The organism is Shewanella sp. ENK2 (assembly GCF_043568515.1).
GTDB classification, from domain to species: domain Bacteria; phylum Pseudomonadota; class Gammaproteobacteria; order Enterobacterales; family Shewanellaceae; genus Shewanella; species Shewanella japonica.
In genome coordinates this window covers 4,266,153-4,283,147 of sequence record NZ_CP171406.1, presented here as the reverse complement: position 1 = coordinate 4,283,147, position 16,995 = coordinate 4,266,153, and the positions used below count along the sequence as shown (strand labels likewise).

At 40.3% G+C, this 16,995-nt stretch carries 13 protein-coding genes and 1 pseudogene; 13 read left to right on the top strand and 1 reads right to left on the bottom strand.

All coding sequences use genetic code 11. From position 1 onward, the window contains the following. Positions 1–132: 132 nt before the first annotated feature. The 13 genes and pseudogenes from ACGEDC_RS18730 to ACGEDC_RS18670 all read left to right on the top strand — a co-directional run bounded on the left by ACGEDC_RS18730 (position 133) and on the right by ACGEDC_RS18670 (position 15,272). A complete protein-coding gene (locus ACGEDC_RS18730) occupies positions 133–2,277 on the top strand; it encodes a tetratricopeptide repeat protein (protein ID WP_394495047.1) in 2,145 nt (714 codons plus the stop codon). Positions 2,278–2,891: 614 nt separating this feature from the next. Continuing rightward, a complete protein-coding gene (gene hyaA, locus ACGEDC_RS18725; protein WP_055023972.1) occupies positions 2,892–4,028 on the top strand; it encodes a nickel-dependent hydrogenase small subunit in 1,137 nt (378 codons plus the stop codon). A gap of 3 nt (positions 4,029–4,031) precedes the next feature. After that, positions 4,032–5,735: a nickel-dependent hydrogenase large subunit gene (hyaB, locus tag ACGEDC_RS18720; protein WP_394495044.1), complete on the top strand. Its 1,704-nt coding sequence runs from the start codon at positions 4,032–4,034 to the stop codon at positions 5,733–5,735. 38 nt (positions 5,736–5,773) lie between these two features. Further along, complete coding sequence (gene cybH / locus ACGEDC_RS18715) at positions 5,774–6,439, top strand: Ni/Fe-hydrogenase, b-type cytochrome subunit (protein ID WP_394495042.1); 666 nt, start codon at positions 5,774–5,776, stop codon at positions 6,437–6,439. A gap of 3 nt (positions 6,440–6,442) precedes the next feature. Next, positions 6,443–6,997: a HyaD/HybD family hydrogenase maturation endopeptidase gene (locus ACGEDC_RS18710; protein ID WP_055023975.1), complete on the top strand. Its 555-nt coding sequence runs from the start codon at positions 6,443–6,445 to the stop codon at positions 6,995–6,997. Continuing rightward, positions 6,990–8,975: a hypothetical protein gene (locus ACGEDC_RS18705; RefSeq protein WP_394495039.1), complete on the top strand. Its 1,986-nt coding sequence runs from the start codon at positions 6,990–6,992 to the stop codon at positions 8,973–8,975. The genes ACGEDC_RS18710 and ACGEDC_RS18705 overlap by 8 nt, the downstream gene beginning before the upstream one ends. A gap of 10 nt (positions 8,976–8,985) precedes the next feature. Next, the gene (gene hypF, locus ACGEDC_RS18700) at positions 8,986–11,508 is read left to right on the top strand and encodes a carbamoyltransferase HypF (RefSeq protein WP_394495037.1); all 2,523 of its coding nucleotides are present in this window, start codon (positions 8,986–8,988) and stop codon (positions 11,506–11,508) included. 103 nt (positions 11,509–11,611) lie between these two features. Beyond that, positions 11,612–12,325, top strand: a complete 714-nt coding sequence (gene hypB, locus ACGEDC_RS18695; RefSeq protein WP_394495035.1) for a hydrogenase nickel incorporation protein HypB — start codon at positions 11,612–11,614, stop codon at positions 12,323–12,325. Between the two features lie 4 nt (positions 12,326–12,329). After that, on the top strand, positions 12,330–12,566 hold the full coding sequence (locus ACGEDC_RS18690) for a HypC/HybG/HupF family hydrogenase formation chaperone (protein ID WP_394495033.1): 237 nt from the start codon (positions 12,330–12,332) through the stop codon (positions 12,564–12,566). 2 nt (positions 12,567–12,568) lie between these two features. After that, positions 12,569–13,696: pseudogene (hypD, locus tag ACGEDC_RS18685) on the top strand (hydrogenase formation protein HypD). Next, the gene (gene hypE, locus ACGEDC_RS18680; protein WP_394495031.1) at positions 13,683–14,696 is read left to right on the top strand and encodes a hydrogenase expression/formation protein HypE; all 1,014 of its coding nucleotides are present in this window, start codon (positions 13,683–13,685) and stop codon (positions 14,694–14,696) included. The pseudogene hypD and the gene hypE overlap by 14 nt, the downstream one beginning before the upstream one ends. Next, a complete protein-coding gene (hypA, locus tag ACGEDC_RS18675) occupies positions 14,696–15,043 on the top strand; it encodes a hydrogenase maturation nickel metallochaperone HypA (protein ID WP_394495029.1) in 348 nt (115 codons plus the stop codon). The genes hypE and hypA overlap by 1 nt, the downstream gene beginning before the upstream one ends. Before the next feature lie 64 nt (positions 15,044–15,107). Beyond that, positions 15,108–15,272, top strand: a complete 165-nt coding sequence (locus tag ACGEDC_RS18670; RefSeq protein WP_162838650.1) for a hypothetical protein — start codon at positions 15,108–15,110, stop codon at positions 15,270–15,272. A 75-nt stretch (positions 15,273–15,347) separates the two neighbouring features. Here ACGEDC_RS18670 and pgm read toward each other — a convergent pair whose 3' ends face one another. Next, a complete protein-coding gene (gene pgm / locus ACGEDC_RS18665) occupies positions 15,348–16,988 on the bottom strand; it encodes a phosphoglucomutase (alpha-D-glucose-1,6-bisphosphate-dependent) (protein WP_394495026.1) in 1,641 nt (546 codons plus the stop codon). Positions 16,989–16,995: the final 7 nt, after the last annotated feature.

Below are 16,995 nucleotides of genomic sequence, written 5' to 3'. Positions count from 1 at the left end.
TTCGTGGTTATATCTATTGCAAACAAAAAGCCAAACTTATGTTTGGCTTTTTCAATTAGTCATCAGTTAGTGTTGGTAAAATGTAAAATTGGCTTTACTATAAAAGTCCTTTTGATAAATAGCCGTTTTAATATGAAATTCAATCAGCTAGTTTTGTATGCCAGCATTCTTATTACTTCTTATTGTTACCACTCAATAACACAAGCCGCTGAGTTCGTCGGAACGGATCAATGTATAGATTGCCATCAAACTGAATATAAAGACTGGCAAGGTTCACATCATGATATGTCAATGCGTCATGCAAATGCCGAATCGGTATTAGGGAATTTCGACAATTCCTCTCTCACAGTCAAAGGTGAAGTATATCGATTATTTAAAATTGATGACCAATACTGGGTGAATACAAAAGGGCCTGACGGCAAGTTTAATGATTATCAAATCAGCTACACGTTTGGCTACCATCCATTACAACAATATATGGTTGAGTTCCCTGATGGTAGGCTACAACTTATTCCATTAGCATGGGATGCCCGAGATCAAGAGCAAGGTGGGCAAAGATGGTTTCACCTTTACCCAGATATGGAACCCTATGATGAATTCTTCTGGACTAATAATGGCCAGAACTGGAATTACATGTGTGCTGATTGTCATTCTACAAACATCAGCAAAAATTATGATGCTGAAATAAATCAATACAATACGACTTGGTCCGAGATTAATGTAGGTTGCGAGGCTTGCCATGGCCCCGCCAGCGATCACTTGTATTGGGCAAGCCAGCAACCTAACACCTCAAATGTAAAAGCTAAAATCAAAAGCAATAGCCAAGCGACGCACCAAGATGATAGTAAAACGAAAATAAATGAGGCGACTTTCGGGTTTGAGCGTACTTTATCGCCGAAAGTAGGAAAATGGATCTATAAAAAAGGTCAGAAAATATTAACCCCAACTGAAGTTAAGGGATCTGATCAATTAGCCACTTGTGGTCAATGTCATAGCCGGAGAGCGCAAATCAGTGACCAAAATGATCACATTAAAAACAGTTTTTATGATAAATACATTTTGAATGCTGTCACTGCAGATCTATATTATCCAGATGGTCAAATTTATGATGAAGTGTTTGTTTTAGGTTCATTTAAACAATCCAAAATGCATCAAGCTGGGGTCGTCTGCAGTGATTGCCATAACCCTCATAGTAATAAACTTAATGCGCCAATCGAGTCGATTTGTTTTAAATGCCACTTACCTAGTGAATATACCGCTGACACTCATAGCCAACACAAATCAGGCACAGACGCAGCGCAGTGTGTGACCTGTCATATGCCTAAAACGACGTATATGGACGTTGACCCTCGAGCCGATCATAGTTTTAAAGTTCCTAGACCAGATATCAGTTTAAAAATCGGCACCCCTAACGTTTGCACATCTTGTCATACCGATAAAGACAACCAATGGGCTGATAATGCAATTAAGCAGCGTTACCCACAATCAAATTATCGACAAACTGACTCTTTTGCTACAGTGTTTGCTCAAGCTGCTGTAGGCGTACCGACGAGCGGAGATAGCTTATCGTATATTGCTCAAAATAATGCTAACCCAGATATCATAAGAGCATCAGCATTAAGTAGATTAAGTGATTACCCTGGACAAAATGCACTAGTTGCAATCATGCGTGGTGTTAAACATGAAGATCCACAAATCAAGCTGGGCGCTATTGCTGGTGTGACCTCATATCCATTTTCTGACCGTTGGCAAATCATAAGTCCGTTACTTGATGACCCTGTACTTGCTGTAAGAACAGAAACGGCAAGTTCTCTCATTAATGACTGGGCAAGTATGACTCATACCCAACAAGAAAAACTTCGCCCCGCTTTGGATGAGTATCTAGCAATCCAATCCTTTAATGCAGATCGAGGTTTTGGTTTGATGAATACAGCTAACGTATATTTAGCCCAAGGTAAAATACAACAAGCAGAGAAGAGCTATTTAAAAGCAATTGAAATTGAACCTATTTTTGCCACAAGTTATGCCAATTTAGCTGATTTATATAGACAAACCGGTGATGATGACAAGTCCTTAGCTATTTTAAAACAAGGAATAACTAATCAACCTAAAGCGGGGTTACTAAGGTACAGCGCAGGACTTAATTTATATCGACAACAGCAACTTGAAGAAGCAATTGACTACTTCGAACAAGCAACGAAAGTAGAACCAATAAATCCTCAATACTGGTATGTATTAGGACTCGCGCAAGAGAAAATAGATATAAAAAAGCAATGAACTCAATCGAACAAGCTTATAAAGTGGGTAATAACCCACAACATTTGTATGCGTTATGCGAGTTTAAAATAAAACATCGTGACCCAACAACGAATGCTTGTATTAAACGACTGTCAAAAATTGTTCCTCCACAGGTAATTAAGCAATTAACTGGACGTTAAGCATGAATGACTATTATTAGATTAAGGTACGCGCCTTACAGTGCACTCAAGGTTACAATAAACTCTGTAATCTTGAGTCACTAGTCTGTGTGAGCGTTTTTATCTGAAAAGGTTAATTATATTTATATCGAATTAAGAACAACCTCTAAAACTCCAAATCCCCCCTTCAAAGCAGATATCCAAAAATTGCATTTTCAATAAATAGAAACGCAATTATATTTTTTGCAATTTACTCTGTTTTTACAAGGAAAAAGGGTTTTATTCTGCAAGTTCACACTTAAACCTCAGCTGTCTAAATTAGCATCAATTGATTAAAATCAAATCAAACCTCATTGTTCGCCAATTAAATCAATCAAGTGTTTTAAAGTTGATTTATATCAATATGCCTCAGTTAAAGCCTCTTTATATTGTGTCCATATAGTTTGATCCTTTACCACGGAATAAGGTTGATTCATGGATACACACTCAGCTCTCTATAACCGCTGCAAGACACGATTGGCACAACTTCGTGAAATTGCACCTCGCCAAACCGTTACCCTAGAAGAAAAATTAAAGGAAAATGGCATCACTCGTCGTGAATTTATGACTTGGAGTGCGTCAGTAACGGCTTTATTAGCACTGCCCTTGCCTTTTACGAGTTTAGTTTCTGAAGCTGCAGAACTGGCCGATCGTGTGCCACTTATATGGCTACATATGGCTGAGTGCACTGGTTGTTCAGAATCACTTATACGAACTGATACACCTAACTTAGACAGTTTAATATTTGATCATATCTCCCTTGAATATCATGAAACCCTTATGGCTGCATCAGGCTGGCAAGCTGAAGAAAATTTAGAACATGCACTGGAAGCTTATAAAGGTAACTATTTACTCGCAGTTGAAGGGGCTATTCCGACCGCAAATAATGGCGCCTATTTAACCGTTGGCTGTAAAGGACATACAGGGCTTCATATCGTTAAAGAAGCAGCTGAAGGTGCTGCTGCAATTATTTCAGTTGGCACTTGTGCTGCCTTTGGTGGTGTTCAAGCAGCAGCGCCAAATCCAACTGGTGCTAAAGGGGTACAAGATGTCATTAACAAACCTGTTATTAACTTAGGAGGCTGCCCACCAAGTGAAAAAAACATCGTCGGCACTCTGATGTATTTCATTATGTTTGGCAAACTTCCCGCTTTAGATATGTTTAACCGTCCTAAGTGGGCATATGGCGCACGCGTTCACGACAATTGTGAAAGACGTGGTCGCTTTGATGCCGGTGAGTTTGTTGAAACCTTTGGTGACCAAGGTGCAAAAGATGGCTACTGCTTGTATAAAGTCGGCTGTAAAGGCCCATACACCTACAACAATTGCCCAACTGAACGATTTAACCACCACACCAGTTGGCCTGTGCTTGCAGGGCACGGCTGTATTGGCTGCTCAGAACCGAACTTCTGGGATGACATGGCTGATTTTGAAAAACCACTCGGGAGGCAATTACTTCACGGAGTTGATGCAACAGCAGACACTATCGGCGCAGTTATTTTAGGCGCAACCGTTGTAGGAATCGGTGCACATGCCGTCGCTAGCCTTTTTGCCAAGCCTTTAGAGGAATAACTCATGAACAAACGTGTCGTAATCGATCCTATTACTCGTATTGAAGGTCACCTTCGTGTTGAAGTCGAAGTTGATGAAAATAATGTCATTCAAAAAGCATGGTCTTCTTCAACTTTATGGCGTGGCATAGAAGTCATTTTAAAAGGCAGAACGCCAATGGATGTTGGCCTAATTGTGCAACGGATCTGTGGTGTGTGTACCTATTCTCATTACCGTTGCGGAACCGAGGCTGTTGAAAATGCGCTTGGCGTTAAAATACCACTGAATGCAAAGTATTTACGCTCATTAATGCAAACCTCGCTCTATATGCATGATCACATTGTTCACTTCTATCATTTACACGGTTTGGATTGGGTTGATGTGGTTTCAGCATTATCAGCTGATCCCGCGCTCGCTGCACAAGAGGCATTAAAATATACGGCAAATCCCATTGCAGCTGGTGAAGGTGACTTACGTGCCGCTCAACAGCGTGTTAAAGGCTTAGTTGATACCGGTAAACTAGGTCCGTTTGCCAATGCTTATTGGGGAAATAAAACCTATAAATTTACGCCAGAACAAAATCTAATAGCCCTATCTCACTATCTCAAAGCATTAGAAGTACAACGAGTAGCAGCTGAAATGCTGGCGATATTCGGGGGTAAATCCCCTCACCCGCAATCATTAGTAGTTGGTGGAGTGACATCGGTTCGAGATATGTTAAGCCCTGCTCGCTTACAAGAATGGAAACAAAAACACGCAATCGTACAGGATTTTATATTACGTGCTTATAAAGCCGATATCGTCATGGCAGCGGCAGCATTTGGTTCAGAACCAAGTGTGTTAGGCGGCGTTAATGTCAAAAACTTTATGGCCACCAATGATTTTGTATTAGCTGATGGTCAATACATGTTTGACCAAGGCGTCATTATGAATGGTGATTTAGCAGGCGTAACTGATATCGATCCTGATTCAATTAAAGAAGATGTGACGCATGCTTGGTATGAAGCAGATAATGCACAACATCCATACGAAGGCACTACTGTCCCTAACTATACCGGTTTTGTTGAACGAGACACGGTTTACGGCAAATTACCTACGGTCGATGGTGATGGTAAATATTCTTGGGTTAAATCACCACGATACAAAGAAGAACCCGTTGAGGTCGGACCGCTCGCATCATTACTTGTGAGTTATGCCCGTGGTAATAAGGTCGTTGTTAATTCAGTTAATGGTTTACTTGAAGCAACTGGATTACCCATTGAAGCTTTATTTACCACATTAGGACGCACAGCGGCTCGCATGCTTCAAACCGTAATTGTTGCTGAAGAAGGATTAAAAACCTTTGATGCGATGCTAGTCAATATGCAATCAGACGAAAGCACCTTTGTTACACCAGAAATAGATTCTTCTAAGGATTATGTTGGTCACGCAATGATTGAAGCCCCTAGAGGAATGCTAAGTCATTGGATCCGCATTAAAGGCGGAAAAATTGAAAACTATCAGGCGATTGTACCAACGACTTGGAATGCTGGCCCCGTAGATGTAAACGGTAAAGTAGGCCCCTATGAAGCGTCTTTAATTGGGCTTGAACTTGAAGATCCTAGTAAACCTTTAGAAGTGATTCGTATCATCCACTCGTTTGATCCTTGCATGGCATGTGCTGTACATGTGATGGATTTTAAAGGTACCAGTTTAGGCGAGTTTCGTATCGACCCTAATGGACTCTAATGGACTATAACGAGACGACTGTCGAAGAGGATTGAATTATGACTCAGGTTGCTACGCATCACAGAGAACTCATATTTTCACCAGCAATAAGGATATTTCATTGGCTTAGAGCATTAGCCATTGTTGTGTTAGTTGTGACAGGCTTTTACATTTCTTGGCCTTTTTTAGTGGCACCAGAGTCATCTGATGTATTGGTACAAAGCTGGATCAGGTTTGCTCACATTGTTTTTGGCTTTGTATTAACTAGTGTCACGCTTATTCGTTTTTATTTGTTCTTTTTTGGAAAAAGCAGTATCGAAAGACGTTCTATGAAAGATGTACTCAGTGTCAAAAGCTGGATTGTTCAAATTAAATCCTACATTTGGATGGGACACCTTGATAAAGCTGGTGTTTACGGACCACTGCAGTTTGTCACTTATGTTGCCATTTCATTGGTTGCGTTATTCATGTGCATTACTGGCTTGGTACTTTATGCCAACGTTTATCATGAAGGTTTAGGTGGCTTACTGTGGGATGTGTCTGCATGGTTCACTGCAATAATGGGTGGTTTAGCACAAGTCAGAATATGGCATCACATTCTGACTTGGGTATTTATCGTCTTTGTGGTCATTCATGTCTATATGGCTGTGTGGTCTGGTATTCGCTTCAAACATAACGCTGTGGATTCTATCGTGTCAGGTTATGACTACCATAAGGATCATTAAACCTTGACCTCTACCTTACTTATAGGAATAGGAAACGTATTGTACGCCGATGAAGGTATCGGCGTACATTTCGTTAATTATATCCAAGAGAAATATCAATTTTATCATCCTAATATCACACTCGATTTATTAGATGGCGGTACCCTAGCCCAAGGGTTAATTCCAATATTATGCCGTTACGATAATTTGATTGTCGTCGATACCGTCAACAGCCCTGGGGTTCAACCAGGCGAAGTTTACTCGTTTAACTTTGATCAAGCTCCACCAGAAATTGATTGGCAAGGTAGTGCTCATGAAGTTGAAATGCTGCAAACCTTAATCATGATGGAAATGGTGGGCGACCGTCCAAATACCCATGTTATTGGTGTAACACCAACTGTGATTGAACCAATGACATTAGGTTTAACCCCTCAAATACAGGCCGCAGTGCCAGTGATGGAACAAGCCTTACTTAAGCATCTCAGTTTTCAGGGCTTTAGCTCAAAATGTATTGCAGAGGTCGACATCAATTCATTAATCCCTGATTCTTATAAGCGTGGAGCAAACATGTATGCCTAAAATCAGGTTTAACTTTTTTTGCCATCAACCAATCGCGCTGTACGCAAAGTTGTGTAATCAGTACATCAATGATAATCGGTATTTTTTCACTACAATCCACCAGCTGCATCGGGAGCAACAATTTGATGTGTTGCACCAATATTGTATTGAAGTTGAAGCTGAAGAAAATCAGCTAACCGTAATTGCAGACGAGATAGCCGAGCGTTTTTTATATTCAGTTTGGCTTGAACGAGCCGAAGTTATTCGTATTACAGAAAGAATCGGCTCACAGGAGCAAATCCTACATTCAAAGCTCAATCAATATTTTTGTCATGCTTGCAGTAAGCCGATAGCTGACCATACAATTCCAGCTGATATCTCATTCGCTTGCCAACAATGCCATGGTGAAAATAATCTTAAACCTTATGAGATAGGCTATAGTCATCATGATATTGCTCAACTTGCGACAAAACTGATTAAGGGCGACACGGTTGAGTTAACTTCTGATCTGAAAGCAAGCAGTATAGTTCAAGCCAATGGCATCAGGTTATCTTTACTTCCTTTAGTAGCACATCAGCTTGACAAAAAAGCATGGCGTCAACAAATTTGTCCACAGATCTTAGTGACAAACCCTGAGCGTATCAGTCGTTATTTCCATATTGCGCCACATCAAGTCCATGCTTTATCAAGCCTTGAAAAACCATCAATAACAATACTTGCTAACAAGCAGCCTTCAGAGTCTGAATCGAGATTAAGTGAAACCCATTATCAAGTGTGTTTTGCAGATTCACGGCTACTATTGCAACTATCAACACACTTGCGACTACAAGGCATTGATTGGCTTTATATTGATAAACAACAAGATGACCTCCCATTAAGCTGGGTAAACCTTGCCTGGGTCGCAAACAAAACTAATGCTGCAGAGGTTAACATCCCTGCTCCTATGCCAAGACATGATATTCATACTTATGATCAATATCAGGCTACATATCTAAAAGAGACGATTACTTGTAAATCAACGCTATTACCTAGCGGTATAACAAGCAGTCCACATGTAAAAATTCCAGATACAGTTACTCCGATAGCAAAGGTATTTTCAGGGTTTGAGGCCGCGAGCTGTGCATTACATGCAGGGATACTGGCGAATTCTTTCTCAGCATCTCAATATAAAGCCACTAGACGTCATATAAATAAACAAAAAGCAACGAGTGCAGCCTGTATCTACTTATCAAACCAACACCCTAGTTGTGTGATCACTCAAGATACATCAGCAAAGCATGATTGCTTTTTAATGATGCCCGATATTGCTAAATCAGGCGTAAGCATTCTCGCTGAACTAGATAAAAACAAGCATCAAATTAGCGATAAGTTTCAACAAAAATCTAGTCAACGATGCCAAATCATTAAATCTGTTTCTTTTAGCTCACACAATACTAGCAATAGCTTAGAGCGATTTATCGCAGTAGTGGCCTTGTTTGTATTATCTGAAGCGGACATACGGGCAATTACGCCGTGTAACTTAACGACTGATGCTGAAACTCAACCGCTAACTTGCAAGCACATCGCCCAATTAGCCGCTAAATTTCATCAATTAGCCCAATCATACAATGGAAACAATGCCCCACGTATCGACTTCCCGTTATGTGCATATAACGGAGCAAACACTTCTGAATCACAAAAACGATCAATTAACTGGCAGCAAACGCTTTCATCAGTAATCAGTTTTATGCTTGCTGATGCCAGCCCTGCAATAGTGGCCTTTGGTTTTTTTGACTCTTTAGCTGACTATTTAAGTAACTGGATGGATCATCTTGACCAAGAAATGGGTCTTGATGCTGTTGTCTTAGCCGGAAGTGATTTCAGGTACTCAGTGTTAGCAGATAGGCTGTGTTTGCGCTTAGGGAAAAATTATCCAATTGTCGTCAATCGACTACTTGATTTAGACGGTGCAAACCTCGCAGTGGGTGGTTTATTCCTCGCTAAACGTCGACGTTACTAAGGAGTCTTTTATGACCATACACCAAGGTTACCGTCAACAAGTCAGACTTAACATCAATGGAATTGTTCAAGGGGTTGGATTTAGACCCTTTGTTTACCGGTTAGCGACTGAATTGAATCTCGTCGGTTCAGTATTGAATAATCAGCAAGGCGTTTGTATTCATTTACAAGGGTTAAACACCGATATTAATCGTGTTGTGCATCAATTAAAGGTGAACCCGCCTCCTCTAGCTAGAATTGATAAATTGATGATCAAAGAAGAAGCGATTGATCGCGATTTAACACAATTTGAAATAAAAACCAGTCACTGTGAAGACGTCGCAGTCGTTTCAATATCCGCAGACAAAAGCACTTGTGGAGATTGTTTACTGGAAATGCGCGATCCTAACAACAGACATTATTTGTATCCTTTTACCAACTGCACCAATTGCGGGCCACGCTATAGTATCGTTAAACAATTGCCGTATGATCGCGTTAATACCTCAATGGCAACGTTTGAAATGTGTGATGATTGCGCACATGCCTATCATGACCCATTAAATCGACGTTACCATGCTCAACCTGTGAGTTGTCCTAATTGCGGTCCGCAAATACGCTACTCTCAAATCAACTCGGATAAAACAATCACATCAAATGCCAAATCTCACAGCAGTCAACATGTATTGCAAGCAGTGGTTAACGATCTTAACCAAGGTAAAATTATCGCAATAAAAGGCTTAGGGGGATTTCATTTAATATGTGATGCAACTAACGCCAAAGCAGTGAACACTTTACGCCTTCGTAAACAGCGTAAAACTAAACCTTTTGCAGTTATGGCTGTTGATATTAACCAAGCTAAGCAAATAGTTTCGGGTTCATTAAAAGAGTGGCAAATACTTAACTCAGCTGAAAAGCCCATAACATTATTAAAAAAACGTGATGATATTGCATCTACAATATGCGACGACATTGCACCGGGTATTGATACTTTAGGGGTATTTTTACCCTACACACCATTACATTACTTACTGTTAGATTTATTTAAAAAACCTATTGTTGCAACCAGTGCCAATAAGTCTTCTATGCCAATCATCACGGACTCACAAAACATCATGAGTCAACTAGGCGATGTAATTGATGGAATACTCGACCATAACCGAGATATCGTCAATGCGTGTGATGACAGTGTCGTGCAGGTCATAAATGATGAGTTACAAGTGATAAGGCTTGCTCGGGGTTACGCACCGTTAAGTATTCCATTACCTCACTCTTTAAAACATGCCCTACTAGGAGTGGGTGCACAGCAAAAAAATACCCAATGCTACGCTTTAAATGAGAACGCATTTGTTAGCCCTTATATTGGTGATTTATTTAATTTAGAAACTGATCAGCATTTCATTAAAACCTTATCGACATTCAACCGGCTTTATCAATTTAACCCTGAACAGATTATTACTGATAAACACCCGACTTATTCTTCAAGCCAGTGGGCTGCAAAACAAGCTGATTTACATCAACTCCCCCTAGCTAAAGTTCAGCACCACTATGCACATGTATTAAGTGTTTTAGCGGCTAACAATTATCAGCATAACGTAATTGCATTTAGTTTTGACGGCACAGGTTTGGGAGATGATGAACAGCTCTGGGGCAGCGAGTGTATGGTTGCTGATGCTGACGGTTTTGAACTTAAAGCACATCTTAACTCGTTTAAATTAATTGGCGGTGAACAAGCTATCAAACAACCAGTAAGAATTTTACTGGCTTTGTTATTTGAGAGTATGACAATTGAACAAGTCATGTCATTACCCATTAATGCAATACAACAAATGGACAAAAGCACGATTATCAATTTACATACCATGTGGCGTAATGATACGGCATGTATCCATAGTCGCTCTATGGGGCGACTGTTTGATGCCGTCGCTGTAGCACTTGATTTAATTGTACAAAATGATTTTGAAGCTCAATCAGGCATGTTAATTGAAACTTATGCAAATGAAGCCATTAAATCGCTGCAATACCCTCAAAATCAAGTTAATGCTTTAGATCTGCTTACACTACAGCGCTTAGACCAGACACTGCCTGACGCTTGTCCTGTTCCCCATTTGAGTATGGAAGCAAATACAAGTAAAGATCAGGTACTAAATAAAAGTCCGGCCGTATTTAACACTGCTTTATTAATACAGCAGCTAGTTAAGGCATTACCTGAAACCTCGTCAGATAATAAGCAAGCGCACCTTTGTTTAGCATTTATCAATAGTATCGCTGACATGGTGTATGACATAGCCAACCAGTCTTCACATCTTAAAGTCGTACTCTGCGGCGGCGTTTTTCAAAATAAACTTTTGAATGAACTCGTAAGAATTAAGCTCACTACCCATGACACTCACCTTGTTAGTAACCTTAAAACCTATGCCAACCGCTCAGAAATAAATGCGATGAAAAACACACGAATTTTACCTAGTCACAAAGTACCCATTAATGATTCGGGAATTTCAGTTGGGCAAGTTTGGTACGCGTATCAGCAACTTAATAGATCACAAACTCAGCATTAACTCATGATAAGAGATAAATAGCTGATATGAATCAAAGAAGTATTACCAACGCTTATTGATACTGGTTTGTACTAGATTCAGGGCGTTTTAAAGGAGTAAATATATGTGCCAAGATTGCGGATGCTCACTGACAGATCATAATCATCTTCATAGTAACCCACAGCTTAATGACACGAAAACCTTGTCGGTTATTCATAAAATACTCGACAAAAATGATCATGAAGCTCAGCATAATCGTGAGCATTTTGAAGCTAATCAGGTTCGTGCTTTTAATTTAATGAGTAGCCCTGGTAGTGGCAAAACAACATTACTCGAACACTTACACGAATATTTAGCTAAAAAGTATGCTGTCATTGAAGGCGATTTAGAAACCTCACGCGATGCGGATCGTCTTATTGCTAAAGGCATAGAAGCATACCAAGTACAAACGGGTTCAGCTTGTCACTTAGACGCATTTATGGTTCATCAAGCATTACATCATATCGATCTTGCGCCTATTGATATCTGTTTTATTGAAAACGTTGGTAATCTGGTCTGCCCTGCAAGCTATGATGTTGGTACCCATCGAAATATCGTTTTACTGTCAGTACCAGAAGGTGACGATAAAATTGAAAAATACCCTGTCATGTTTAGACGTGCTGATCTGGTATTAATCACCAAAATGGATTTAGCAGAACACTTTGATTTTTCATTATTAGAGTGTCGTAAACAACTTCAAAAGCTCAATCCAGATGTCACCCTCATGCCAATATCTATTAAGGAACCACAATCTATCACTGCCGTAGCAAATTGGCTTAATAAGCAATTAGAGGAATAACATTATGTGCTTGTCTGTGCCTTCTCAAGTAACGCAAGTGTATGCTGACGCCACAGTATCTGTCGATACCTTAGGTGTAAAACGTCGTGTTAGTTCTCATCTAATGTCTGAGCCTCTATTAATCGGTGATTTTGTGTTGATACACATCGGATTTGTAATGAATAAAATTGATGAGGAAGATGCAAAACTGAGCTTAGCGTTATACAGAGAAATCGTTGAAAAACTTGAGCAAGAGGAATAAGCATAATGGAATTATCCAACTTGTATAAAGAATTTCGCGATCCGAAAACCATTAGAGCACTTGCTAATGCTATTAAATCTTATGCTAAGACGGTTAATCAAGATATTAACATAATGGAAGTGTGTGGTGGGCATACACACCATTATGAAATACGGTTTAAATCAACTACTACCATCTAATATCAAATTTATTCATGGGCCTGGCTGCCCTGTGTGTATCATGCCAAAAGAACGCATTGACCATGCCGCCACGTTAGCAATGCAGCCTAATGTCATTTTACTCACATTAGGCGACATGATCAGAGTGCCCGGTTCAAAAGGCAGTTTAGCCAAAATTCGCTCACAAGGTGCAGATATTAGGCCTTTATATGATCCAATGGATGCTTTAAATATTGCAAAACAGCACCCTGATAAACAGGTGATATTTTTGCAATTGGCTTTGAAACCTCTACACCTATGACTGCGGTACTGATTGATCAAGCTGAAAAGCAGCAAATCAATAACTTATTATTTCATATAAACCATGTACTTGTTCCACCAGCCATTGATGCTGTTATGGCTGATAAAAAGAACCCAAGTAAATGCCTTTATTGGACCCGCGCATGTGAGTGTTATAAGCGGAGCTAAAATATATCGTCCAGCTGTAGACCAATATCAAACCCCTGTCGTGGTTTCAGGCTTCGAACCTGTCGATGTTATGGAGTCAATTCTTAATATTGTTAAACAAAAGGCCCAGCAAAAATCAGAATTACAAATTCAATATAGCCGCGCAGTAACTGAAGATGGCAATGTCGCAGCACAAGCACTCATCAATCAATATCTGACAACTAAAACGTCTTTTCGTTGGCGTGGCCTAGGTCCTATACCCAATTCAGCGCTTACTTTAAAAAATGAATATGCTCACCGAGATGCTGAAGTCATTTTTCAATCTCAATTACCCAGTGAAGAAATTGATGACCATAAAGCTTGCCAGTGCGGTGACATACTGCGGGGGTATCTAATCCGCCAGATTGTAAAGTGTTCGGTAAAGGCTGCACGCCAGACAACCCATTAGGTAGCTGTATGGTCAGCTCAGAAGGAGCGTGTAACGCTTATTATCGCTACGCAGGAGTCGCACATGCCAATACGTAAAAACGATCGGATCCAACTAAGTCACGGCGGTGGCGGTAAAGAAATGAATGCATTGATCCATGACATGTTTTTTAAAGCCTTTGCCAATCCAATTTTGGCTGCTGAAGAAGATGCCGCACAACTGCAGCTGTGTGGTACGACAGCTTTTACAACAGACTCTTTTACTGTAGACCCGTTATTTTTTGCGGGTGGAAATATTGGCAAACTCGCTATTGCCGGTACTGTTAACGACTTAGCCATGATGGGTGCCATACCAGAATACTTAAGTTGCAGCTTTATCATTGAAGAAGGCTTTGCAATAACAGATCTGCAAACAATAGTGACGAGTATGGCTGACGAGATCCAGCACTGCGGTGCACACATCGTGTGCGGTGACACTAAAGTTGTGCCTAAAGGGTGTGCTGATGGTATTTTTATCAATACCTCAGGCATTGGCCAAATTGTTAAACCTGATATTTCCGTGAAAAACTTACAACACGACGATGTGATAATCGTTTCTCGAGATATAGGAAGACATGGCGCTGCAATTCTAATGGCAAGAGACAGTTTAACGTTGGAATCGACACTCACAAGCGACTGCGCGACATTGTGGCCGATAGTTGAGCAACTTATTGCATCAAATGTAGACATTCATGCGATGCGTGATGCTACTCGAGGTGGCCTTTCAGCTGTGCTTAATGAATGGGCGCAAGCATCTAATGTTGGTATCAATATCAATGAAACCGCCATTCCAGTCTCTTCGGAAGTACAAGGGCTGTGTGAACTGTATGGATTTGAACCCTTTGATTTAGCCAATGAAGGCACGTTTATTATTGCCCTGCCACGCAGTGCAGCAGATAAAGCACTAGAAGTCATGGCTCAGTATTGCCATTGCGATCAAGCAGCCATTATTGGCAATGTAACAGACAAGAATCCAGGTAAAGTCGTGCTCAATACACCTTGGGGTAGTAGCCGATATTTAGATATCCCTCAGGGTGAATTACTACCAAGGATTTGCTAATGCACGAATATTCGATTGTGATGTCTCTAATGGAACAAATTACTCAGCTCGCTAAAGATAATAATGCAACTGACATCATAAGGGTCAATATAAAAGTCGGTGTATTGAGTGGCGTTGAACCACAGTTACTTCAAACGGCTTTCGATACCTTTAAGCTGGGCACTATTTGTAATGATGCTGAATTAAATCTGCAACAACAGGCATTAGTTATCAAGTGTCGACAATGTAATCAACAAACTGAATTAACTCAGCGAAATATTGTTTGCCCACACTGTTTAAGCTATGAGACACAAGTCATTGATGGCGAAGATATGATGCTCATGCAACTTGAAATGAATTCGATTTGAAAGAATTAACATTGTTCAAAATTGATTGTTTAACATCACCAACTTAATGATAAAGGACACTACTATGAAAACTAAAATCGCAGCGGTACTCTTGGCTATCACACCGTCACTCGCTATGGCACATGAAGGTCATGGCGGTGTTGGCCTTTTCCATCACATGTATGAAGTGGTACCAGCGATAGTATTAGTCGCTATCGTTGCTTTTATTTTCTACAAGAAATCTAAGTAGCAATGACAACCTCAAAACAAAAAGCCCTCTACTGAGGGCTTTGAAGTCATTATTTATTAATTAATAAATAAATAGCTATGCTTTTAAGGCAGTATCAATCATCACCTGAGCTTGACTGATTATGTCTTGCAGATGGGTTTCGCTTACAAAGCTTTCTGCATATATTTTGAAAAGTGCTTCAGTACCTGAAGGACGTGCAGCAAACCAGCCATTTTCGGTTGTCACCTTAATACCGCCAATCGCAGCGTTATTACCTGGAGCGTGAGACAATATAGCGGTAATGTCTTCGCCTGCTAGGGTTTTATCGGTAAAACTATCTGATGATAATTGCTCAAACTTAGCTTTTTTCTTTAAGCTAATTGGACTGTCGATTCGGGTATAAAAGCTTTCACCGAATTTGTCGGTTAACTCAGCGTATCGCTGTGCTGGTGTTTTGCCCGTTACCGCGATGATTTCAGCAGCAAGCAAAGCTAAAATAAAGCCATCTTTATCTGTACACCAAGTGCTACCATCTTTATTCAAAAAGGCTGCACCTGCACTTTCTTCACCGCCAAACGCAATCGTACTTTGAGCCAACCCATCAACAAACCATTTAAATCCGACAGGTACCTCTAGACATTGACGCTCATGGGATTGGCAGATACGGTCGATAATAGCACTCGAAACCAACGTTTTACCGATAGCTAAGTCAGCAGACCAATCTTTTCGGTAAGTAAGTAAATAATCGATTGCTACAGCTAAATAATGATTTGGATTCATTAAGCCAAAACCGGGGCAAACAATGCCATGTCTATCGTAATCAGGATCATTACCGACACAAACATCAAAATTGTCACTGTGTGCTAATAAGCCAGCCATAGCGTAAGGAGAAGAACAATCCATACGAATTTTGCCATCTTTATCTAATGGCATAAAGCTAAATGACGGATCAACTTTGTCATTAATGACGGTAATATCTAACCCATGTGCTTGTGCAATCTGGGACCAGTAATAGATACCAGATCCGCCTAATGGATCGACACCAATACGAATGTTAGCTTTTGCAATAGCTTCAAGGTCAATAACACTGCTTAATGCATTGACATATGGAGCGATAAAATCAACGTGATCAACCCAACCTGAATCTACTGCAACACCATAATTAACCTTGTTAACACCAGAGAGTTGTTTGGCAAGATATTCATTAGCTTTAACTTCAATTTGTTTAGTAATCTCAGCTTCAGCAGGCCCACCATGTGGTGGATTATATTTAATCCCGCCATCTTGTGGAGGATTATGAGAAGGAGTAATAATTAAGCCATCAGTTAAATCGGTACTGTTTCGATTAGCTGCAACGATAGCTTGAGAAACCACAGGAGTTGGGGTAAATCCATCATCCTTTTGAACGCAGACTTTGACTTGATTTGCTGTTAGGACTTCAAGTACTGACATGTACGCTGCATAAGATAATGCATGAGTATCAAAGCCAACAATCATTGGGCCCTTGATGCCGGCTTGTTGACGGTAATCAACGACAGCTTGGGTGATTGCCCAAATATGGTTCTGGTTAAAGCTCGCTTTTAATGCGCTACCACGATGGCCAGAAGTTCCAAAAGTCACCTTTTGCTGAACATCGTCAACATTCGGGATGATGCGATAATAATGGCTCATTAATTTAGGTAAATTGATTAAATCTGACTGTTGAGCCACAGTCCCTGCTCTTTGATGAATCGCCACCCGTAAT